Raw genomic sequence first — 22,367 nt, forward strand, 5'->3', positions numbered from 1 at the left:
CGTTTCACCGACGCTTCGGAACCGGCACCCTCAGTAGATCGTGCGCCACGGTCAGCTCACCGTCGTACCCGGCGGCCCGTGCCTGCCGCTCGAAGTCGTCCGGGTCGGTATAGCGCTGGCTGAAGTGGGTGAGCACGAGGTGCCGCACCCCGCTCTCCCGGGCCACCCGCGCGGCCTGAGCCGCCGTCAGGTGGCCGTGCTCGACGGCGAGTTCCTCGTCCTCGTCGAGGAACGTCGACTCGATGACGAGCAGGTCGCAGCCCTCGGCCAGCGCGTACACCCCGTCGCAGAGCCGGGTGTCCATGACGAACGCGAACCGCTGCCCGCGCCGCACCTCGCTGACGTCCTCCAGCGACACCCCGCCGAGCGAGCCCTCGCGCTGGATCCGGCCGATGTCCGGGCCCTTGACGCCGTGCGCGGCGAGCCGCTCGGGCAGCATGCGGCGGCCGTCGGGCTCGACGATCCGGTAGCCGTAGGACTCCACCGGGTGCGACAGCTTGCGGGCCTCCAGTGTGTAGGCGCCGGTGCGGGCGAGGGGCCCGTCGGAGGCCACCGGGGCCTCGGTGATGCCGACGGTCTCGCGGTAGGCGGTGGCGTACCGGAGCCGGTGGAAGAAGCGCTGCCCGGAGCGGGGGTAGTGGGCGGTGATCTCGTGCGGGACCTTGTCGAGGTTGATGCGCTGGATCACGCCGGCGAGGCCGAGGGAGTGGTCGCCGTGGAAGTGCGTGACGCAGATGCGATTCAGGTCGTGCGCGGCGACCCCGGCGCGCAGCATCTGGCGCTGCGTGCCCTCGCCGGGGTCGAACAGGATGCCCTCGCCGTCCCAGCGCAGCAGGTAGCCGTTGTGGTTGCGGTGCCGGGTCGGGACCTGGCTGGCGGTGCCGAGGACGACGAGTTCGCGGACGGACAAGGCGGTTATCCCGGGGGCCATTCGAGGCCGCGGCCGCCGAGCACGTGGCCGTGCACGTGCCAGACGGTCTGGCCGGCGCCGCTGCCGGTGTTGAAGACGAGGCGGTAGCTGTCGAGCTTCTCCTCGTCCGCGACGGCCTGGGCCTCGCGCAGCACGTCCGCGGTGAGGGCCGGGTCGGCGGCGGCGAGGGCGGCGGCGTTCTCGTAGTGGGCCTTGGGGATCACGAGGACGTGGGTGGGTGCCTGGGGGTTGATGTCGCGGAAGGCGACGGTGGTGTCCGTCTGGCGGACGATCGTCGCCGGGATGGTGCCTGCGACGATCTTGCAGAACAGGCAGTCGTCCTGGGGTTCCCCGGCCATTCGGTTACCTCCGAAGTCTGGGCGGTGTGGTGCGCAGTCGGCATCGTATCGTCGTCGGGCGCGGGTGATTCGTGGCTGGTCGCGCCCACGCGGCGGAGCCGCATGTCGACACAGCCCCGCGCCCCTCAGGCGGGCAGGCCCGGAGGCGTTTTCGCCGGTGCCGTCTCCAGGCTTTCGAGCGCCATACGGATGGCCTCGTCGAGCTGCGCATCCCTGCCCGCCGCGTAGTCCTGGGGGCGTTGCACCACCTCCACGTCCGGATCCACCCCGTGGTTCTCCACCCCCCACCCGTAGCCCTCCAGCCAGAACGCGTACTTCGGCTGGGTGACCAGCGTGCCGTCGACCAGGCGGTAGCGGCTGTCGATGCCGATGACGCCGCCCCAGGTGCGGGTGCCGACGACCGGGCCGATGCCGAGGGCCTTGATCGCGGCGTTGACGATGTCGCCGTCGGAGCCGGAGAACTCGTTGGCCACGGCGACGACCGGGCCGCGGGGCGCGTCGCGCGGGTAGCTCTCGGCGCGCATGCCGCGGGGCAGGTCCCAGCCGACGACGCGGCGGGCCAGCTTCTCCACGACCAGTTGGGAGGTGTGGCCGCCGCGGTTCTCGCGGACGTCGACGACCAGGCCCTCGCGGGCGACCTCGACGCGCAGGTCGCGGTGGATCTGGGCCCAGCCGGGCGCCTGCATGTCGGGGACGTGCAGGTAGCCGAGGCGGCCGCCGGACTTCTCGTGGACGTAGGCGCGGCGGTCGGCGACCCAGGCGTGGTAGCGCAGGGGCTCCTCGTCGGCGACCGGGACGACGACGGCGTGCCGCGGGTCGCCGCCGCCGGACGGGGAGATGGTCAGCTCCACCGGCTTGCCCGCCGTGCCGATCAGGAGCGGGCCGGGGCCTGCGACCGGGTCGACGGGCTGCCCGGCGATCGCGACGATGGCGTCCCCGGGGCGTACCGCGACGCCGGGGGCGGCCAGCGGGCTGCGGGCGTCCGGGTCGGAGGTCTCGGAGGGCAGGATGCGGTCGACGCGCCAGCTGCCGTCCTCGTGGCGGGAGATGTCGGCGCCGAGCAGGCCCTGGCGGGGGCCGCCGCCGTGGCCGCCGCGCGGGGTGACGTAGGCGTGCGAGGTGCCGAGTTCGCCCTGGACCTCCCACAGCAGGTCGACGAGGTCGTCATGGGTGGCGCACCGGTCCACGACCGGGCGGTAGCGGTCGAGGACGCCGTCCCAGTCGACGCCGCTCATGTCCGGCCGCCAGAAGTGGTCCCGCATGATGCGGCCGTTCTCGTCGAACATCTGCCGCCACTCGGCCGCCGGGTCGACGAACTGCCGTACGCGGCCGAGGTCGACGGTGATGTTGGTGTCGCTGTCGTCGTCGTTCGAGGCGCGCCGGTCGCTGGGGACGACCTTCAGCCGTCCGTCGGTCCACAGCAGCACCCGCTTGCCGTCGCCGCTGACCTCGAAGTGGTCGGCGTCGACGGCGAGGTGCTCGACGCGCTGCTGGGCGAGGTCGTACCGCTCCAGCTCGGACTTGGGCTCGGGGTCGTCCGGGGTGGCCCGGGACGCGCCGAGCACACCGGCGACCGGGTGGCGCAGCCACAGCACGCCGTCCTTGGCGGCCCGCAGGTTGGAGTAGCGGGCGGCCTCGACCGGGAAGGGCACGATGCGGTCGGCGAGGCCCTCGAGGTCGATGCGGGTGGTGGGGGTGCCCTCGCTGTCGGGGGTCTCCTCCCGGTCGGGCGTCTCGAAGGACCGGCCGTGCCGCTGCGGCCCGAACGGCGACGGGGTGGTCGCCGCGAGGGTGATGAGGTGCGGCCGGGCGCCCTCGACGAAGGCCAGGTCGAAGACGTGCTCGTCGTAGACCGGGTCGAAGGAGCGGGTCGACAGGAACGCGAGGTGCTTGCCGTCGGCGGTGAACGCGGGCGCGTAGTCCTGGAAGCGCAGCGGGGTCGCCTCGGTGACCGACAGGTCGGTGGTGTTGGCGAGCTTCAGCTGGCACAGGGGCCGCGGGCCGGGGTGGGACCAGGCGAGCCAGGTCGAGTCGGGTGAGAAGACGAGCCCCGACACGTCGCCGTCCTCGCTGCGGTCGACCTCCCGCACCTCGCCGGTCTCCCGCTCGACGAGCAGCAGGCGCCCGTCGTGGGAGGCCACGGCGGCGCGGCTGCCGTCGGGCGCCATGGCGAGGTCCAGTACGCGGCCGAGCTGCCCGGCGGCGAGCCGGCGCGGTGTCGCCCCGGGGGCGAGGCCGGTGGCGGGCGCGAACTCCAGGGCGTCGTCGCCCTCGGCGTCCGTCACCCACACCACCCACTCCTCGCCGTCGGCGCGGAACGTCCGCGGCAGCCGGGCCCGTACGCCGGGTGTCGCGGCCAGCGCGCGGGCCGGGCCGGAGCGGTGGGTGACCCAGTGGACGGAGCCGCGCACGGAGACGGCGCTGCCCCGCGCGGTGTGGTCCGGGGACGCCGACCCGAACCAGCGGGCGGCGTTCACCGGGAACGGCTGGAGGTCGACGCGCTGCCCGCCCAGCCGCACGTCGAGCCGGCGCGGCTCGGCCCCGTCCAGGTCGTCCAGCAGCCAGAGTTCACCGGCGCTGGAGTAGACGACCCGGGTGCCGTCGGTCGCGGCGTGCCGGGCGTAGAAGCCGTCGAGGGGGGTGTGGCGGCGCAGGTCGGAGCCGTCGGCGAGGGAGGAGTACAGCGCGCCGGTGCCCTCGTGGTCGGAGAGGAACGCGACCCGGTCCCCCGCCCACAGCGGGTACTCGATGTTGCCGTCGAGGTCCTCGTGGAGCCGGACGAACTCGCCGTCGCCCTCGCGGTCGATCCACAACTTGCCCGCCGTACCGCCCCGGTACCGCTTCCACCAGGCCGCCTCGCGTCCCATGGGCGCGGACAGCAGCACCGTGTGCGGGCCGTAGGCGATGTCGCCGACGGGGCCGTAGGGCAGGGTGGCGGCCGGGCCGCCGTCGAGCGGGACGGCACGCGCCCAGGTGCGGCGCAGGCTCGCCTGCCCCTGGGTGCTGATCGCCAGTACCTCGCCGTCCGGGGTCCAGCCGCGCACCTGGGTCTTCAGACTCCCCCAGTACGTCAGGCGCTTGGCGGCGCCTCCGTCGACGGGGGCGATGTGCACCTCGGGGGCGCCGTCCCGGGTGGAGGTCCAGGCGACGGTGGTGCCGTCCGGGGAGATGCGGGGCTGGGTCACCGGCACGTTGTCGGCGCTGACCCGCCAGGCCCGGCCGCCGTCGAGCGGGGCGAGCCACACGTCGTCCTCGGCGGTGAAGGCGACCAGGTCGCCGTGCACGTGCGGGAACCGGAGATAAGCAGGCGATGCGGACTGTGTCACCCGATCACCCTATGCAGCAACGGCGCGCCGCGGACAGACTTCGGATCACTTGCCGTTCGCCCCTCGCGTACGTCACTTGCCCTCGACGGGCCGGCAGTCGGGGTACCGGTCGCACCAGATGGTCTGGGTGACGGTCACGGTGACGGTGGGTCCGGGCTGCCCCTGGGTGGGGCCGCCCACGGGCGGCGGGCTGGTGGCGTTGCAGTCGCCGAGCCCGTCCACCTCGAACCAGACCTTGCCGTCGACCTTGGCGGTGATGTTCCCGCGCACGCAGGCGCCTTCGACGGCGTGGGTGACCTTGCCGTCGACGGTGATCTCCTTGCCGTCCTTCGTCTCGCCCTGGCAGTCGACGGTGGCGACGGTCTTCTCGCTCGCCGAGGGCGGGGGTGCCGACGTCCTGCCGGTGTCGCCGTAGGAGGCGGTGCAACTGAGCCAGCGCACGCCCGCCTTCTGCCGGTCGAGTTCCTTGGTCACGGCCTCGTCGGTGGTGTACGCGACGGCCGCGGAGCTGATGCCGCTGCCCGGCTCGCACGCGACGGCCCCGCCCACGGCGACGGCCCCGAACACCGCCGCGACAGCCACCCGCCGGCCGCGCGGCCCCCGCCAGATCCTCCTGTACGCCCCCATGAAGGGGAGCCTGCCACTGACGGGGGCGGCGCGGTAGGGCGCAAAGGCGTCAACCGCGCAGCAGCAGCCACTCCTGAAGCTCCACCAGGTTGCCCTCGGGGTCCTTGAGGTGGGCGACCCGCATGCGGTCGGTCATGGGCGCCGGGCCGTGCAGGATCGTGGCGCCGCGCAGCGTGATCTCCTCGCAGTACGCGTCCAGCGCGTCCACCCGCAGCACGACGAGGGACCGGTGCCCGGTGGCCGCGTCCCCCACCTCGTCGAGCACCTCGGCCATCATCGACCGGTCCTGCAGCGCGATCCCCGCGGAGCCGACGGCGGGGCTGAACTTCTCGTACGGCCCCTCGGCCGCCCCCGACTGGGGCTTGAGGCCGAGGACGTCGCCGTAGAAGCGGTAACACGCGGCGAAGTCGGTGACGAGCAGGCGTACTTGGGCGAGTTCCACGGTTCCTCCAAGGGGGTCAGGACCAGCGGCCGGTACGAGCCAGGAGCACGGCGGCGGCCGCGGTCCCGGCGGTCGATGTGCGCAGCACACTGCGCCCGAGGCGGTACGCCCCGGCCCCCGCCTCCTCGAACAGCGCCAACTCCTCCGGCGCCACGCCCCCTTCGGGCCCCACGACCAGCACGATGTCGCCGGACGACGGCAGTTCGGCCGCCGCCAGCGGCGCGTCCCCGCTCTCGTGCAGCACGGCGGCGAAGTCGGCGCCCGCCAGCAGCGCCGCGACCTGCTTGGTCGTGGCCGCCTCCGCGACCTCGGGGAACCGCACCCGGCGCGACTGCTTGCCGGCCTCCCGTGCCGTGGCCCGCCACTTGCCCAGCGCCTTGGCCCCGCGGTCGCCCTTCCACTGCGTGATGCAGCGCGCCGCCGCCCAGGGCACGATCGCGTCGACGCCGACCTCGGTCATCGTCTCGACGGCCAGCTCCCCCCGATCCCCCTTGGGCAGCGCCTGTACGACGGTCAGCCGCGGCTGCTCCGGCGGCTCCTCGCTCACCGAGTCCAGCTGGACGATCAGCCGGTCCTTGCCCTCGGTGTCGAGCACCACGCAGTCCGCCCAGCGCCCGGCCCCGTCGGTGAGGACCACGTCCTCGCCGGGCCGCAGCCGCTTCACGGAGACGGCGTGCCGCCCTTCCGGCCCGTCGAGGACGTACCGGCCGCCGCCGCCCGCGTCGAAGTGGTCGACGACGAAGACCGGCGCGGTCATCGAAGGCCTCCGCCCGGGATGCCCCCGCCCGACAACGCTGTCCTGGCGGCGGCGAGTTCACCGGCCAGCACCTCCACCAGCTGCCCGGCGGGCAGCTCCCGCGCCATCCGGTGCCCCTGCCCGGCCCACAGCGCCATGCCCTGCGCGTCACCGGCCTTGGCGGCGGCCTTGCGCAGCGGCGAGGTGAGGTGGTGGATCTCGGGGTAGGCGGCGGGCGCGTACGGGCCGTGCTCGCGCAGGAACCGGTTGACGAGGCCGCGCGCCGGCCGCCCGGAGAAGGCCCGGGTCAACTCCGTGCGTACGAACAGGGGGTTGGTCAGTGCCTGCTTGTGCAGGGCGTTCGCGCCCGACTCGGGCGTGGCGAGGAACGCCGTGCCGAGCTGGGCCGCGCTCGCGCCGGCGGCGAGCACCGCGGCGATCTGGCCGCCGCGCATGATGCCGCCGGCGGCGATGATCGGGAGGTTGACGGCCTCCCTGATCTGGGCGACCAGCGACAGCAGGCCGATGCCGGAACCGTCCGTCTCGGGGATGTCCCGGTGGGTGCCCTGGTGGCCGCCGGCCTCGACACCCTGCGCGATGACCGCGTCCGCGCCCGCCCGTTCGACGGCCCGGGCCTCGTCGGGGGTGGTGGCGGTGACCAGGACGAAGGTGCCGACGCGGTGCAGGCCGTCGACGACCTCGCGGCTCGGGGCGCCGAAGTGGAACGACACGACGGGCACGGGGTTGTCGCGGAGCACCGCGAGCTTGGTCTCGTAGCCGTCGTCGCGGCCGCTGTCGGGGTCGCCCAGCTCGGCCTCGTACCAGGTGGCCTCGCCGGCCAGCTGGTGGGCGTAGACGTCGACGGCGGCCGGGTCGGCGTACTCCGGCTGCGGCATGAAGAGGTTGACGCCGAAGGGCCTGCCCGTGAGGCTCCTCAGCTGCTTGATCTCCTCGTACATCCCGTCGGCGGTCTTGTACCCGGCGGCGAGGAACCCGAGCCCGCCCGCCTCGCACACGGCGGCGGCGAGCTGCGGCACGGAGACGCCGCCCGCCATGGGGGCCTGCACGATCGGGAGGGGGAAGAGATCGGTCAGAGCGGAGGACATGACCGCATGTTGTCACGTCCTCCGAACAACTCCGAAACCGGCCTGCCGCATGGCATAGACCAGAGGCTGTGCTTGTCCGGGGGACGCCCCCCGGACCCCGGCAGCGGCCGGGTCGGCCGTGTCAGCGCCCGTTGAAGGCGTCCTTCAGCCGGGAGAACAAACCCTGCTGACCAGGCTGGAACTGACCCTGAGGCCGCTCCTCGCCGCGGAGCTTCGCCAGCTCGCGCAGGAGGCGTTCCTGTTCGGGATCGAGCTTGGTCGGGGTCTGGACCTCGACGTGGACGATGAGGTCGCCGCGTCCGCCGCCGCGCAGGTGGGTGACACCGCGGCCGTGCAGCGGGATCGACTGGCCGGACTGGGTGCCCGGGCGGATGTCGACCTCCTCCAGGCCGTCCAGCGTCTCCAGCGGCACCTTCGTGCCGAGGGCCGCCGCCGTCATGGGGAGCGTGACCGTGCAGTGCAGGTCGTCGCCGCGGCGCTGGAACTGCGCGTGGGGCAGCTCGTGGATCTCGACGTAGAGGTCACCGGCCGGACCGCCACCGGGTCCGACCTCGCCCTCGCCGGCCAGCTGGATCCGCGTGCCGTTGTCGACACCGGCCGGGATCTTGACCGTGAGCGTGCGGCGGGAGCGGACGCGGCCGTCGCCCGCGCACTCGGGGCACGGCGTCGGGACGACCGTGCCGAAGCCCTGGCACTGCGGGCACGGCCGGGACGTCATGACCTGGCCCAGGAAGGACCGGGTGACCTGCGACACCTCACCGCGGCCGCGGCACATGTCACACGTCTGGGCGGAGGTACCGGGGGCGGCGCCTTCACCGTTACAGGTGTTGCAGACGACCGCCGTGTCGACCTGGATGTCCTTCGTCGTGCCGAAGGCCGCCTCGTCCAGCTCCACCTCGATGCGGATCATGGCGTCCTGGCCGCGGCGGGTGCGCGAGCGGGGACCGCGCTGCGACGCCGTGCCGAAGAACGCGTCCATGATGTCGGAGAAGTTCCCGAAGCCACCGGCTCCGAAGCCGCCCGCGCCGCCGCCCTGGGCCTGCGAGAGCGGATCGCCGCCGAGGTCGTAGACCTGCTTCTTCTGCGGGTCCGACAGCACCTCGTAGGCGGCGTTGATCTCCTTGAACCGCTCCTGGGTCTTCGGATCGGGGTTGACGTCCGGATGCAGCTCGCGGGCGAGCCGCCGGAAGGCCTTCTTGATCTCTTCCTGCGACGCGTCGCGGCGCACGCCGAGTACGGCGTAGTAGTCCGTGGCCACTACGACTCCGCCAGGATCTGTCCGACGTACCGTGCCACTGCGCGTACCGCTCCCATCGTTCCCGGGTAGTCCATGCGGGTCGGTCCGACCACGCCGAGCTTGGCGACTGCCTCGCCGCCCGAACCGTAGCCGACCGACACGACGGACGTGGAGTTGAGTCCTTCGTGGGCGTTCTCGTGACCGATACGGACGGTCACGCCCGGATCCTTCGCCTCGCCGAGCAGCTTGAGGAGCACGACCTGCTCCTCAAGCGCCTCCAGCACGGGCCGGATCGTGAGGGGGAAGTCATGACCGAAGCGGGTCAGATTGGCGGTGCCGCCGATCATCAGCCGCTCCTCGTTCTCCTCGACGAGCGTCTCCAGAAGCGTGGAGAGCACCGTGGAGACCGTACCCCGGTCCTCGTGCTCGAAAGCCTCCGGGAGATCCTCCACCAGACTCGGCACATCCGCGAAACGGCGGTTCGCCACCCGGCTGTTGAGGCGCGCGCGCAGATCCGCGAGCGAGGCCTCGCCGAAGGGCGCCGGGCAGTCGACCACCCGCTGCTCGACCCGCCCGGTGTCCGTGATCAGCACGAGCATCACCCGCGCGGGCGCCAGGGAGAGCAGCTCCACGTGGCGCACGGTGGACCGGGTCAGCGACGGGTACTGCACGACGGCGACCTGGCGCGTGAGCTGCGCGAGCAGCCGTACCGTGCGGGCCACGACGTCGTCGAGGTCGACGGCGCCCTCCAGGAAGTTCTGGATCGCGCGCCGCTCGGGTGCGGTCATGGGCTTGACGCCGGCGAGCTTGTCCACGAACAGGCGGTAGCCCTTGTCGGTGGGGATGCGCCCCGCGCTGGTGTGCGGCTGGGCGATGTATCCCTCGTCCTCCAGGGCCGCCATGTCGTTGCGGACGGTCGCCGGGGAGACGCCGAGGTTGTGCCGCTCGGTGAGGGCCTTGGAGCCGACCGGCTCCTCGGTGCCGACGTAGTCCTGGACGATGGCGCGCAGCACCTGAAGCCTGCGTTCACTGAGCATCGCGCACACCTCCAGAAGTCTCCGCCTGCTGCCCCGCTGGTTCGCGGCCTGGCACTCTGCGCGTGCGAGTGCCAATGTTCCCCGGCCCAGTGTACGGCGGTGGGGTACGCCCCCGGCAAGGCTGGTCGTGCGGCGTCGTGCCCCGGGCGGGGCGCACCGCTAGCGTCGCCGTATGACGGTGACTTGGGAAGAGCTCGGGTGGGAGCGCGTGGCCGCCGGGGTGGGGCGGTGCCGGCTGCCGGTGTGGGACTGCACGGCGGGGCTGGTCGCCGGCGAGGACGCGGTCCTGGTGATCGACGCCGGGTCCAGCCCGGCCGAGGGCGCGCGGTTGCGCGAACAGGCGCAGTCGCTCACCGGTCACCGTGTGACACATCTCGCGCTGACCCATCCCCACTTCGACCACGTCTTCGGGGTGGCGGCGTTCCCGGGGGCGGAGGTGTTCGGCGCGGTCGGCGTGGACGCGGTGCTGACCCGCGCGCGGGACCGCGAGGAGCTGTACGCGGACGCGGTGCGCAACGGCCTGAACGAGACGGTCGCCCGGGAGTCGGCGGACCGGCTCGTCCCGCCCCGGCACCTGGTGTCCGGCGAATGGACCCTGGACCTGGGCGGCGGGCGCCAGGTGCTGCTGGCGAACGTGGGCCCGGGGCACACCGCGCACGACCTCGCGGTGCTGGTGCCGGGCGATCCGGAGGTGGTGTTCTGCGGCGACCTGGTCGAGGAGTCCGGCGAGCCCCAGGCGGGCCCGGACGCCGTGCCGTCGCACTGGCCGGCCGCGCTGGACCGGCTGCTCGCGCTCGGCGGTGAGGACGCGCTGTACGTGCCCGGTCACGGAGCGGTGGTGGGCGCGGCGTTCGTCCGGGCCCAGCGGGACGCGCTGGCGACCCGTTTCGGCGTGTCTCCGTGACCGCCCGCCCGGTTCTCCTATCGTCATCCGAATGCGCCAGTACTCTCCGGACCTGACCCCGCCGTGGAAGAAGCCCCAGCCGGTCCCCGAGGTCCCGGCGGAACCGGGCCTGGTGGTGGAGGAGCCCGGCAGCGGCTTCTGCGGGGCGGTCATCCGCTGCGAGGCCGGGACGGTGACGCTGGAGGACCGCTTCGGCAAGCACCGCGTGTTCCCGATGGAGCCGCGCGGCTTCCTGCTGGAGGGCAAGGTCGTGACGCTGGTCCGCCCCTCGTCCGGCGCCCCGGCCCGTCCCACCCGTACGGCCTCCGGTTCGGTGGCGGTGCCCGGCGCACGCGCGCGCGTGGCCCGCGCCGGCCGCATCTACGTCGAGGGCCGGCACGACGCCGAACTGGTCGAGAAGGTGTGGGGCGACGACCTGCGCATCGAGGGCGTGGTCGTGGAGTACCTGGAGGGCGTGGACGACCTCCCGTCCATCGTCGACTCCTTCGCCCCCGGCCCCGACGCGCGGCTCGGCGTCCTGGTCGACCACCTCGTCCCCGGCTCGAAGGAGTGGCACATCGCCCAGTCGGTGACGAGCGACCACGCGCTGGTGGTCGGGCACCCCTACATCGACATCTGGGAGGCGGTGAAACCGTCGTCCCTGGGCATCGAGGCCTGGCCCCGGATCCCGAGGGGCCAGGACTGGAAGACGGGCGTGTGCCGCGCCCTGGGCTGGCCGGAGAACACGGGCGCGGCGTGGCAGCGGATCCTGTCGGCCGTACGCACGTACAAGGACCTGGAGCCGGAACTGCTGGGCAGGGTGGAAGAACTGATCGACTTCGTGACGGCACCATAGGCGCTCTTCGCTGTCAGTCCACCAGATCGCGCACGACCCCGTCCGCCAGCAACCGCCCCCGCAGCGTCAGCACAGCCCGCCCCTCCTCGTACGGCCGCTCCTGAAGCAGTCCTTCGGACAAGGCCCGCCGAGACGCCGCAAGCCCCTCCTCCCGCAGGACGGACAACGGCACGCCCTCTCGCAGCCGAAGCTCCAGCAGAATCCGCTCGACCCGCCGATCCTCCTCCGACAGCACCTCACGCCCGGCCCCGGGCGACCGCCCGGCAGCCAGCGCCGCCGCGTACGCGCCCGGGTGCTTCACGTTCCACCACCGCACCCCGCCCACATGACTGTGCGCGCCCGGCCCGGCCCCCCACCAGTCGGCCCCCCGCCAGTACAGCTCGTTGTGCAGACACCGCCCCGCCGCGGAGGTCGCCCAGTTCGACACCTCGTACCACTCGAACCCGGCACCCGACAGCACCTCGTCCGCGATCAGGTACCGGTCGGCATGCACATCGTCGTCGGTCATCGGCACCTCGCCCCGGCGGATCCGCCGCGCCAGCTGCGTCCCCTCCTCCACGATCAACGCGTACGCGCTGACATGGTCCGGCCCGGCCCCCAGCACCGCGTCCAGCGACGCCCGCCAGTCCTCGTCCGACTCCCCCGGCGTGCCGTAGATCAGGTCGAGGTTCACATGCTCGAACCCGGCCGCCCGGGCCTCCGCGACACACGCCTGAGGCCGCCCCGGCGTGTGCGTCCGGTCCAGCACCTTCAGCACGTGCTGCCGCGCGCTCTGCATCCCGAAGGAGATCCGGTTGAAGCCCCCCGCGCGCAGGGCGGCCAGATACGCGGGGTCGACCGACTCCGGGTTCGCCTCCGTGGTGACCTCGGCATCCGCCGCCAGCCCGAACTCGTCCCGGACGGCCCGCAGCATCCGTACGAGGTCACCGGCGTCCAGCAGCGTCGGCGTACCGCCGCCCACGAACACCGTACGGACGGGCCTCGGGTCGTCTCCCAGCACCTTCCGCGCCAGCCGGATCTCGTCGACGAGCGTCTCGGCGTAGTTGTCGCGGGAGGCGAGCACACCGCCGGTGCCGCGCAGCTCGGTCGCCGTGTACGTGTTGAAGTCGCAGTAGCCGCAGCGGGTCGCGCAGTACGGGACGTGCAGGTAGAACCCGAGCGGGCGGTCGGCGGCCCCGGCGAGCGCGGACGCGGGCAGCGCGCCGTCCTCGGGGACCGGCTCGCCGTCGGGGAGAGCGGAAGGCATGCCTTCCATTGTCCAGCACCCGCGCGGTGCCTCCGCCCGGAGCAGCGGTCACTCCGCCTGGAGCACCAGCAGCGCCAGATCGTCCGCCGGGGGCCGCGCCCCGAACTCGTGCACGAGCCGGTTGATCCGCTCGGCTATCAGCTCGGCGTCCAGCCCGGCGCACCCGGCCAGCGCCGCGGCGAGCCCGTCCCCGTCGTCGAACTGGCGGGATCCGGAGCGGCGCTCGGTCACGCCGTCGGTGACGCACAGCAGCGTGTCGCCGGAGCGCAGCTCGAAGGTCTCGCTGCTGTACGTGGCGTCCTCGACGACGCCCAGGAGCGTCTGCGGCTGCGCGCACGTGTGGACCTCGCCGCCCGCCCCGAGCAGCAGGGGCAGCGGGTGCCCGGCGGAGGCGACGGTGCAGCGGACGCCTCCGTCGAAGGGGACCAGTTCGCCGTAGAGCAGGGACAGGAAGCGCGTCTGGGGGCCGTCGCCGGGCGGGGTCGGTCGCGCGCCCGCGGCGACCAGTGCCCGGGCCGCCGCGTCCGCGGCCTCCGTGGCGTCGTCGAGCAGGAGCTGGTTGAGGCGGTCGAGGACGTCGGCGACCCGGTAGCCCTCGCGGGCCAGCAGCCGCAGCCAGGGCCGGGCGAGGCCGATGACGACGGCGGCCTCGGGCCCCTTGCCCTGGACGTCGCCGACGGCGAAGCACCAGCGGCCGTCGCCGGCCGGGAACAGGTCGTAGAAGTCGCCGCTGGGCCCGCCCTTGTCGTACGGCTCGTAGACGAGGGCGCTGCGCACCCCGGGGATCTCGGCCACGGCGCCGGGCAGCAGTCCGCGCTGGAGCACGGCGCTGATGGTGGCCTGCCGGGCGTACTGGCGGGCGGCGCCGATGGCGAGCGCGACGCGGCGGCTCAGGTCCTCGACGAGGCCGGTGATCTCGTCGGGGAAGCCGGCGGTGCCGGACCGTCCGAGGACGAGGGTGCCCAGCGGACGGCCCCCCGCGACGAGCCGGTACGCCAGTGCCTGTCCCCGTTCGCCGGGCGCGTCGCCGAGCGCCCGGCCGGGCCAGGGGTAGTCGACGGGCCCTGTCCGTAACGGGTCGGAGGGGGGCGGCGGGTCCTTCTCCAGGGCCCGGCGCAGGTCCTCGATGTGGTTCTCGCTGGCGTGCCAGACCCGGGCCAGCCGGGGTCCGCCCGCTCCGGCTCCGCCGCCCCAGCCGCCGCCGGTGGCCTCGTCCTCCAGCCAGACCGCGCACCAGTCGGCGAGCCGGGGCACGATCAGCTGCCCGGCGAGGGCGGCGACCAGGTCCTCGTCGAGCTGCCCGGCGAGCAGGTCGGAGGCCTCGGCGAGGAAGGAGAGGGCGCCGCGGCCCAGCCAGGCACCGTCCCGGCCGTCCGGCCCGTCACGGCCCTCGTGACGGTCCCGCCAGTCCCGCAGATCGCTCCAGTCCCGCCAGTCGCGCAGACCGTGATGGTCCCGGGAGTCGCGCAGACCGTGATGGTCCCGGGAGTCGCGCAGACCGTGATGGTCCCGGGAGTCGCGCAGACCGTGATGGTCCCGGGGGTCGCGCAGACCGTGATGGTCCTGGGAGTCGCGCAGATCGTGGTGCCCCCGCGGGACATGACCGGCCTCCCAGCCGTACCGAGGCTCCGGTGCCAGGATCTCCGCCACGCGCAACCCGCGCGCCAGCGCCTGCTCCCCGGCGTACGCCTCGATCTGCTCCCCCGCCGCGCACCCCGCGGCGGGCAGCCGCGCCCACACGGTCTTCCGGCCCGTGCGGTACGTGATCCCCCACGCCTCGCAGAGCGCGCCGACGAGCCGCAGGCCCCGCCCGTACTCGGGGGTGTCGTGCGGTGTCTCCGGCTCGCCGCCGCGCGGGGCGCGGGAGGGGTGGTGGTCGGAGACCTCGACGACGAGCGCGGCCGCGGCCTGGTCGCCGCCTTCCAGGCGGCACTCCATCTCGACGTCGGTGCCCGCGTGCACGACCGCGTTGGTGACGAGTTCGCTGACGACGAGCGTGGCGTCGTCGGCGAGGCGGTCGGTGAGGTGCTCGGCGCCGGGCAGGCCGAGGCCGGTCCACTCGGCGAGCGCCGCGCGCACCAGGGCGCGGGCGGCGCCCGGCGCGACGGAACTGCCGCCCAGGGTCGCGCGCGCCCGCGCGCACTCCTGTGCGGCCCCCTCGGCGACGGGCCCTTCTTGTGCGGGCACGGGCGTCTCCCCAGCGTGTGCAGGCGCCTCTGAGGCCCGGGAAGCGGTCTCCCGTTGCGCCGGAATGGCCCCCATGGACAGCTCCCCGGGCAGTTCGTACGAATACGCCACAGTCGATGCCGACAGAGTGACAGACTGGCCACGCCCATAAGCGCCGAGTTACCGAAGTGGGCCGCCATGAGTGAGAACAGTGCTACTCCTGTGGTCGAAGACCGGTACGAAGACGGTCAGATTCGTGCATCCGATCTCCGTCCGCTGCTCGCGGCCATGACAGCCGCACGCGACGGCGACTTCACCAAGGTGCCGGAAACCGGCCACGGGATGGTGGCCGAACTCAACGCTGTCTTCAACCAGATCATGGACCGCAGCATCCACTTCACGACCGAGGTGCGGCGCGTCAAACGCGAGCTGGTGCGGCACGGCCGGCTCGACGAGCGGCTGTCGGCGAGCCCGGGTCAGGGACTGTGGACGTCCCGCGTCGACGACGTCAACCAGCTGCTCGACGCCCTGGTCGCCCCGGCGGCGAACGCGACGCGCGTGCTGGACGCGGTGGCCGGCGGCGATCTGACCCAGCGGGTCGACCTGCACGACGGGACCCGGCAGTTACGCGGCGACCTGCGTCGCATGGGCCGTGCCGTGAACAAGATGGTGGACCAGCTGTCCCTGTTCACGGGCGAGGTGACGCGGGTCGCGCGCGAGGTCGGCACCGAGGGGCGGCTCGGCGGACGCGCCAAGGTGCAGGGCCTGTCGGGCAGTTGGCGGGACGTGACGGAGGCCGTCAACACGATGGCGTCGCGGCTGACGGCCCAGGTGCGGGACATCGCGGCGGTGACGACGGCGGTGGCGCGCGGCGACCTGACCCGCACGGTCACGGTCGAGGCCACCGGCGAGCTGCTGGAACTGAAGCTGACCGTGAACACGATGGTGGACCAGCTGTCCGCCTTCGCCGACGAGGTCACCCGGGTCGCGCGCGAGGTCGGCACGGAGGGCCAGTTGGGCGGCCGGGCGCAGGTCCGGGGCGTCTCCGGGGTCTGGAAGGACCTCACCGACAACGTCAACTTCATGGCGTCGAACCTGACGTCGCAGGTCCGCAACATCGCCCAGGTGACGACGGCCGTGGCCAACGGCGACCTGTCCCAGAAGATCACGGTCGACGCGCAGGGCGAGATCCTGGAGCTGAAGTCGACGATCAACACCATGGTCGACCAGCTGTCCGCCTTCGCCGACGAGGTCACCCGCGTGGCCCGCGAGGTCGGCACGGAAGGCAACCTCGGCGGCCGGGCGCAGGTCCGGGGCGTGTCCGGGGTCTGGAAGGACCTCACCGACAACGTCAACTTCATGGCGGACAACCTCACCTCCCAGGTGCGGAACATCGCGCTCGTCTCCACCGCCGTCGCCCAGGGCGACCTCGGCAAGAAGATCACGGTGGAGGCCAAGGGCGAGATCCTGGAGCTGAAGTCGACGATCAACACGATGGTGGACCAGCTGTCCGCCTTCGCCGACGAGGTCACCCGCGTGGCCCGCGAGGTCGGCACGGAAGGCAACCTCGGCGGTCAGGCGCAGGTCCGGGGCGTCTCCGGCGTGTGGAAGGACCTCACCGACAACGTCAACTTCATGGCGCTGAACCTGACCTCCCAGGTCCGCAACATCGCCCAGGTCACGACCGCCGTCGCCAACGGCGACCTGTCGAAGAAGATCACGGTCGACGCCCGCGGCGAGATCCTCGAACTGAAGGACACCGTCAACACGATGGTGGAGCAACTGCGCGCCTTCGCCGACGAGGTGACCCGGGTCGCCCGGGAGGTCGGCACGGACGGGCGGCTCGGCGGCCGGGCGCAGGTGCTGGGCGTGTCGGGCGTCTGGCGGGACCTGACGGACAACGTCAACTACATGGCCGACAACCTCACCTCGCAGGTGCGCAACATCGCCCAGGTCGCGACGGCCGTGGCCCAGGGCGATCTGTCCCGGAAGATCGACGTGGACGCGCGGGGCGAGATCCTGGAGCTGAAGACCACCATCAACACGATGGTCGACACGCTGTCCTCCTTCGCCTCGGAGGTCACGCGCGTGGCCCGCGAGGTCGGCTCCGAGGGGCAGCTCGGCGGCCAGGCCCGGGTGGAGGGCGTCTACGGCACCTGGAAGCGGCTGACGACCAACGTCAACGAACTGGCACTCAACCTCACCACCCAGGTCCGCGCGATCGCCGAGGTCGCCTCGGCCGTGGCGCAGGGCGACATGTCCCGCTCGATCACGGTGGAGGCGCGCGGCGAGGTCGCCGAGCTGAAGGACAACATCAACCTGATGGTGGCCAACCTGCGCGAGACCACCCGCGCGAAGGACTGGCTGGAATCCAACCTGGCCCGGCTCGCCGCCCTGATGCAGGGCCACCGCGACCTGATGGAGGTCGCCGACCTGATACTGCGCGAGCTGACCCCGCTGGTGAACGCGCAGTACGGCGCGTTCTACCTCGCCGATCCGGAGCAGGCCGGGGCGACGGTGCCCACCAAGGGGCTCGCCTTCATCGCCGGCTACGGCGCCGCCCAGGACGCGACCGTCGAGACCGGCGGCCTGCCGGTGCACGGCCTGGTCGCGCAGGCGGCCCGGGAGAAGAAGCGGATCCTGGTGGAGGGCGCCCCACCGGACTACATCAAGATCAACAGCGGTCTGGGCGAGGCGGCCCCGACCACGATCGTCATCATCCCGATCCTCTTCGAGGACAAGCTCCTCGGCGTCATCGAACTCGCCTCGTTCTCCCGCTTCTCCGATGTGCACCTGGCCTTCTTCGACCAGTTCGTCAACACCATCGGCGTCGCCATCAACACGATCATCGCCAACTCCCGCACGGAGTCCCTGCTCGGCGAGTCCCAGCGCCTCGCCATGCAGCTCCAGGAGCGCTCGGACGAACTGCAGAAGCAGCAGGGAGAATTGCAGCGCTCCAACGCCGAACTGGAGGAGAAGGCGGCCCTGCTGGCCACGTCCTCGCAGTACAAGTCGGAGTTCCTGGCGAACATGTCGCACGAGCTGCGCACCCCGCTGAACTCCCTGCTGATCCTGGCCCGGCTGCTCTCCGACAACCCGGACGGCCATCTCTCCGACCAGGAGGTGCAGTTCGCGACGACGATCCACCGCTCGGGCTCGGACCTCCTCCAACTCATCAACGACATCCTGGACCTGTCGAAGATCGAGGCGGGCCGGATGGACGTACGCCCCAAGCGGCTCCCCCTGATCAAGCTGCTCGACTACGTCCACGCCACGTTCCGCCCGCTCACCCTCGACCGGGGGCTCGCCTTCGAGGTGGCGGTCGGCGAGGACGTGCCGCGCGAGATGTACTCGGACGAGCAGCGCCTCCAGCAGATCCTGCGCAACCTGCTCTCCAACGCGATCAAGTTCACCGCCTCCGGCAAGGTGGAGCTGCGGGTGGACCGCGTGCAGGACGCCGAGCACCGCTATGCCCAGGACACCGACGACGTGATCGCCTTCACCGTGTCCGACACCGGCATCGGCATCGCGCCGGAGAAACTCGCGGTGATCTTCGAGGCGTTCCAGCAGGCCGACGGCACCACCAACCGCAAGTACGGCGGCACCGGGCTGGGCCTGTCCATCAGCCGGGAGATCGCGGGCCTGCTCGGCGGCCGGATCGTCGCCGAGAGCGAGCCCGGCAAGGGCTCCACCTTCACGCTCTACGTCCCCGTCGTCAGCCCCGGCCACACCGCACCCGCCCCGGTCGAGGACCGCGCCGACCCGACCCTGCCCCTGCCCCTCCAGCCGGCCGCCGGACCGCTCCCGGCCGCTCCCGACGCGGACGACGCCTGGCCGTCGCCGACCAAGCTGGAGGCGTGGACGTCCGGCAGGCCGGGCCGGATCCTGCCCGGGCGGCGGGTGCTGATCGTGGACGACGACATCCGCAACGTGTTCGCCCTCACCCATGTCCTGGGCCGGGTCGGCATGACCGTGCTCTACGCGGAGAACGGCCGCGAGGGCATCGAGACGCTGGAGCGCAGCGCGGACGTCGAACTGGTCCTGATGGACATCATGATGCCGGAGATGGACGGCTACGAGACCATCTCCGCCATCCGCCGCACACCCCGCTGGGCCGGCCTGCCGATCGTGGCGCTGACCGCCAAGGCGATGCCCGGCGACCGGGAGAAGTCCATCGCCCGCGGCGCCAACGACTACGTGCCCAAGCCGGTGGACATCGACCGGCTGCTGACGGTCGTGTGCGAACTGCTGGACCCCGAGGGCGCGGAAGAAGAGGCATGAGCAGCGCGGGCATACACCACCGACGCGCCGGGATCCTCCTGGTCGACGACATGGAGGACAACCTGATCGCCCTGGAGGCCGTGCTCGCCTCCCTCAACGAGCCGCTGGTGCGCGCCCGTTCCGGCGAGGAGGCGATGAAGGTCGTCCTGCGGCGGCCGATCGCCCTGGTCCTGCTCGACGTCCGCATGCCCGGCATGGACGGCTTCGAGACGGCCGCCCACATCAGGCGCCTGGACCAGACGAGAGACGTGCCGATCATCTTCCTCACGGGCGCGGACGACGATTCGGGCTACGCCTTCCGCGGCTACGCGACCGGCGCCGCCGACTACCTGACCAAGCCCTTCGACCCCTGGGTCCTCAGGGCGAAGGTCAGCGTCTTCCTGGACCTCTACCGCAAGGGCAGAGAGGTGGAACGCCTGCGCGCGGAGGTCCAGGACCTACGACGCCGGGTGGAGGGAGGCCCTCAGGCCCGCTGAGCGGTGAGCGCGACCCGGGCCAGGAGATCCCGGAACTCGGCCCGCTGTTCCTCGCTCAGCTCCGCGAGCAGCCGTGCCTCGGCCGCCGCGACATCGGCTCGCATGCGCTGCAGCTGCTCCCGGCCCTCGTCCAGCAGGACCACGTGGCGGGACCGCCGGTCCTGCGGATTCGGCCGCCGCGCCAGCAGACCCTGCCCCTCCAGGTCGTCGAGGAGGTAGGTCATGACCGTCCGGTCGAGGCCGACCTGACCGGCCAGTTCGAGCTGTGTCGGGGGCTTGTCCTCGGCCTCGGCCAACGCCATGAGCACCAAGTAGGCGCGTGATCCTCCGGGTAGCGTCTCCGCGGCCTCGGCCGCAGCGCGCCGCAGCGCCCCCGAGATCATCCGAATCGCCCAGACCAGGTCGTTGTCCAGGGACACGCACTTGGCGCCGTCGTTCGCTCGGCCACAGGGTTCAGAGGGCATCACATCACCGTAGCATCTTTCGGAATCGTCACAGATAGTCTGTCATACAGAACACCTTGACGACATGCTCCCCGGGGGGCGGGGGCTGCGCGAACGACCACGGCGAAGCCGCGGCCGTCGCACAGCCCCCGCCGCTCCCTACGCCTCGCGAGAGCCCTCGTACATCTCGTCGATCAGATGCCGGTACTCCCGCTCCACCACCGGCCGCTTCAGCTTCAGGCTCGGCGTGATCTCGCCGTGCTCCACATCGAGATCCCGGGGCAGCAGCCGGAACTTCTTGATGGTCTGCCACCGCTGCAGCCCCTCGTTCAGCTGCTTCACATACCCGTCGACCATCTCCACCGTGACCGGCGCGGAGACGATCTCCGCGTACGACTTCCCCGCCAGCCCGTTCTCCTTGGCCCACTCGGTGATCGCGACCTCGTCGAGCGCGATGAGGGCCGTGCAGAAGTTCCGGTCCGCCCCGTGCACCAGGATGTTGGACACGTACGGGCACACCGCCTTGAACTGCCCCTCGACCTCCGCCGGCGCGATGTACTTGCCGCCGGACGTCTTGATGAGGTCCTTCTTGCGGTCGGTGATCCGCAGGTACCCGTCGGGCGACAGCTCCCCGATGTCCCCGGTGTGGAACCAGCCGTCCGGCTCCAGCACCTCGGCGGTCTTCTCGGGCAGCTTGTGGTAGCCCTCCATGATCCCCGGGCCGCGCAGCAGGATCTCCCCGTCGTCGGCGATCCGCACCTCGGTGCCGGGCAGCGGCTTGCCGACCGTGCCGGTGCGGTAGGCCTCGCCCGGGTTCACGAAGGACGCGGCCGAGGACTCGGTCAGGCCGTAGCCCTCCAGGATGTGGATGCCGGCGCCGGAGAAGAAGTACCCGATCTCGGGTGCGAGGGCGGCCGAGCCCGAGACGCACGCCCGCAGGTTGCCGCCGAAGGCCTCCCGGATCTTGGCGTACACCAGCGCGTCGGCGACCTTGTGCTTGGCACCCAGCCCGAACGGCACGGACGCGGTCCCGGTGCGCCGGAAGTTGTCCTGCGCGACCTTGGCGTACTCGCGGGCGACCTCGGCCGCCCACTGGAAGATCTTGTACTTGGCCCCGCCGCCCGCCCGGGCCTTCGCGGCGACGCCGTTGTAGACCTTCTCGAAGATGCGCGGCACGGCCGCCATGTACGTCGGCTGGACGACCGGCAGGTTCTCGATGATCTTGTCGACGCGGCCGTCCACGGCAGTGACGTGCCCGACCTCGATCTGGCCGGAGGTGAGAACCTTGCCGAAGACGTGCGCGAGCGGCAGCCACAGGTACTGCACGTCCTCGCTGCTGACGAGGCCGGTCGCGGCGATCGCCTTCGCCATGTACGACCAGTTGTCGTGCGGGAGGCGCACGCCCTTGGGGCGGCCGGTGGTGCCGGAGGTGTAGATGAGGGTGGCCAGCTGGTCCTTGGTGATCGCGCCGACCCGCTCCTTGACCAGGTCGGGGTCCTTCTCCAGCCGGGCCGCGCCGCGCTTCTCCAGCTCGTCCAGGGTGAGGATCCAGTCGGCGGTCTCGACGCCGGCCGGGTCGACGACCACCACATGGGTCAGCTCGGGCAGCTCGGAGCGCTTCTCCTTCGCCTTCGCCAGCTGCTCGGCGTTCTCCGCGACGAGCACCCGGCTCTCGGAGTCGGACAGGATGTACGCGGACTCGTCGGCGTTGGTCTGCGGGTACACCGTGGTCGTCGCGGCGCCCGCGCACATGATGCCGAGGTCGGCGAGGATCCACTCGATCCGGGTGCTGGAGGCGAGGGCGACGCGCTGCTCGGGCTGCACGCCCAGCTCGATGAGCCCCGCCGCGATGGCGTAGACCCGCTCGGCGGCCTGCGCCCAGCTCAGCGACTTCCATTCGTCCGGCCCCTGTCCGGAGGACGAGGGGACCGGATACCGGTAGGCCTCGGCGTCCGGCGTGGCCGCCACGCGCTCCAGGAAGAGGCCCGCCACGGACGGCGGACGGTTCTCGATCAGTGTCTGTGTGTCGCTCACGACATCCTCCGGGGCCCGCGACGATGCGGCTGGCTCTGGTGCGGCTGGTGGGTCCTCACGAGCTGCTGGTGAAAGGCGTTGTTTAACTCGTGAGTAACTATCGAGCAGGGATCAGAGTAAAGGTCGACCGGTTCCTGCGTAAGGGTCTGCGGCCTGTCACTTCGTACAGAGAGCTACCCCGCGTACGCACAGGGCCCGCCGC

The 22,367-nt window shown here is 72.2% G+C and carries 17 protein-coding genes; 4 read left to right on the forward strand and 13 right to left on the reverse strand.

The window, feature by feature from the left end; all coding sequences use genetic code 11:
* Positions 1-4: 4 nt before the first annotated feature.
* From C1703_RS12600 to hrcA, 9 genes are all read right to left on the reverse strand, one after another.
* Positions 5-910: a ribonuclease Z gene (locus C1703_RS12600; protein WP_114252362.1), complete on the reverse strand. Its 906-nt coding sequence runs from the start codon at positions 908-910 to the stop codon at positions 5-7.
* A gap of 5 nt (positions 911-915) precedes the next feature.
* Positions 916-1,269 carry a histidine triad nucleotide-binding protein gene (locus C1703_RS12605; RefSeq protein WP_114252364.1) on the reverse strand — a complete coding sequence of 118 codons (354 nt, stop codon included), beginning with the start codon at positions 1,267-1,269 and terminating at the stop codon, positions 916-918.
* A gap of 125 nt (positions 1,270-1,394) precedes the next feature.
* Positions 1,395-4,595: a S41 family peptidase gene (locus C1703_RS12610; protein ID WP_114252366.1), complete on the reverse strand. Its 3,201-nt coding sequence runs from the start codon at positions 4,593-4,595 to the stop codon at positions 1,395-1,397.
* A 72-nt stretch (positions 4,596-4,667) separates the two neighbouring features.
* Complete coding sequence (locus tag C1703_RS12615; protein ID WP_114252368.1) at positions 4,668-5,222, reverse strand: hypothetical protein; 555 nt, start codon at positions 5,220-5,222, stop codon at positions 4,668-4,670.
* 49 nt (positions 5,223-5,271) lie between these two features.
* Positions 5,272-5,664 carry a VOC family protein gene (locus C1703_RS12620; RefSeq protein ID WP_114252370.1) on the reverse strand — a complete coding sequence of 131 codons (393 nt, stop codon included), beginning with the start codon at positions 5,662-5,664 and terminating at the stop codon, positions 5,272-5,274.
* Between the two features lie 16 nt (positions 5,665-5,680).
* On the reverse strand, positions 5,681-6,421 hold the full coding sequence (locus C1703_RS12625) for a 16S rRNA (uracil(1498)-N(3))-methyltransferase (RefSeq protein ID WP_114252372.1): 741 nt from the start codon (positions 6,419-6,421) through the stop codon (positions 5,681-5,683).
* Positions 6,418-7,506, reverse strand: coding sequence for a nitronate monooxygenase (locus tag C1703_RS12630; RefSeq protein WP_114252374.1), 1,089 nt, complete (start codon positions 7,504-7,506; stop codon positions 6,418-6,420). The genes C1703_RS12625 and C1703_RS12630 overlap by 4 nt, the downstream gene beginning before the upstream one ends.
* Positions 7,507-7,627: 121 nt before the next feature.
* Positions 7,628-8,764 carry a molecular chaperone DnaJ gene (gene dnaJ / locus C1703_RS12635; RefSeq protein ID WP_114252376.1) on the reverse strand — a complete coding sequence of 379 codons (1,137 nt, stop codon included), beginning with the start codon at positions 8,762-8,764 and terminating at the stop codon, positions 7,628-7,630.
* On the reverse strand, positions 8,764-9,780 hold the full coding sequence (gene hrcA, locus C1703_RS12640; protein ID WP_031111606.1) for a heat-inducible transcriptional repressor HrcA: 1,017 nt from the start codon (positions 9,778-9,780) through the stop codon (positions 8,764-8,766). The genes dnaJ and hrcA overlap by 1 nt, the downstream gene beginning before the upstream one ends.
* A 172-nt stretch (positions 9,781-9,952) precedes the next feature.
* Between hrcA and C1703_RS12645 the strand changes: the two genes are divergently transcribed.
* Positions 9,953-10,684, forward strand: a complete 732-nt coding sequence (locus tag C1703_RS12645) for an MBL fold metallo-hydrolase (protein WP_114252378.1) — start codon at positions 9,953-9,955, stop codon at positions 10,682-10,684.
* A 31-nt stretch (positions 10,685-10,715) separates the two neighbouring features.
* Positions 10,716-11,519: a DUF3097 domain-containing protein gene (locus tag C1703_RS12650; protein ID WP_114252380.1), complete on the forward strand. Its 804-nt coding sequence runs from the start codon at positions 10,716-10,718 to the stop codon at positions 11,517-11,519.
* Positions 11,520-11,532: 13 nt separating this feature from the next.
* Here the strand turns inward: C1703_RS12650 and hemW are convergent, their stop codons facing one another.
* Together hemW and C1703_RS12660 are read right to left on the reverse strand one after the other, a co-directional pair.
* Positions 11,533-12,765 (reverse strand): radical SAM family heme chaperone HemW, encoded by a 1,233-nt coding sequence (hemW, locus tag C1703_RS12655; RefSeq protein WP_114257397.1) that lies wholly within the window; start codon positions 12,763-12,765, stop codon positions 11,533-11,535.
* A 48-nt stretch (positions 12,766-12,813) separates the two neighbouring features.
* The gene (locus C1703_RS12660; RefSeq protein WP_114252382.1) at positions 12,814-15,027 is read right to left on the reverse strand and encodes a SpoIIE family protein phosphatase; all 2,214 of its coding nucleotides are present in this window, start codon (positions 15,025-15,027) and stop codon (positions 12,814-12,816) included.
* 102 nt (positions 15,028-15,129) lie between these two features.
* Between C1703_RS12660 and C1703_RS12665 the strand changes: the two genes are divergently transcribed.
* Entirely contained in the window at positions 15,130-19,212 is a 4,083-nt protein-coding gene (locus tag C1703_RS12665) for a HAMP domain-containing protein (RefSeq protein ID WP_198678151.1), read from the forward strand.
* Positions 19,209-19,688, forward strand: a complete 480-nt coding sequence (locus C1703_RS12670) for a response regulator (protein WP_114252384.1) — start codon at positions 19,209-19,211, stop codon at positions 19,686-19,688. Before C1703_RS12665 ends, C1703_RS12670 begins: the two co-directional genes overlap by 4 nt.
* Here the strand turns inward: C1703_RS12670 and C1703_RS12675 are convergent.
* Complete coding sequence (locus C1703_RS12675; RefSeq protein WP_232840465.1) at positions 19,676-20,152, reverse strand: MarR family transcriptional regulator; 477 nt, start codon at positions 20,150-20,152, stop codon at positions 19,676-19,678. The two genes, C1703_RS12670 and C1703_RS12675, sit on opposite strands and share 13 nt — an antisense overlap.
* Before the next feature lie 138 nt (positions 20,153-20,290).
* Entirely contained in the window at positions 20,291-22,165 is a 1,875-nt protein-coding gene (locus C1703_RS12680) for an AMP-dependent synthetase/ligase (protein WP_114252386.1), read from the reverse strand.
* Positions 22,166-22,367: the final 202 nt, after the last annotated feature.

The organism is Streptomyces sp. Go-475, assembly GCF_003330845.1.
Taxonomy (GTDB): Bacteria; Actinomycetota; Actinomycetes; order Streptomycetales; family Streptomycetaceae; genus Streptomyces.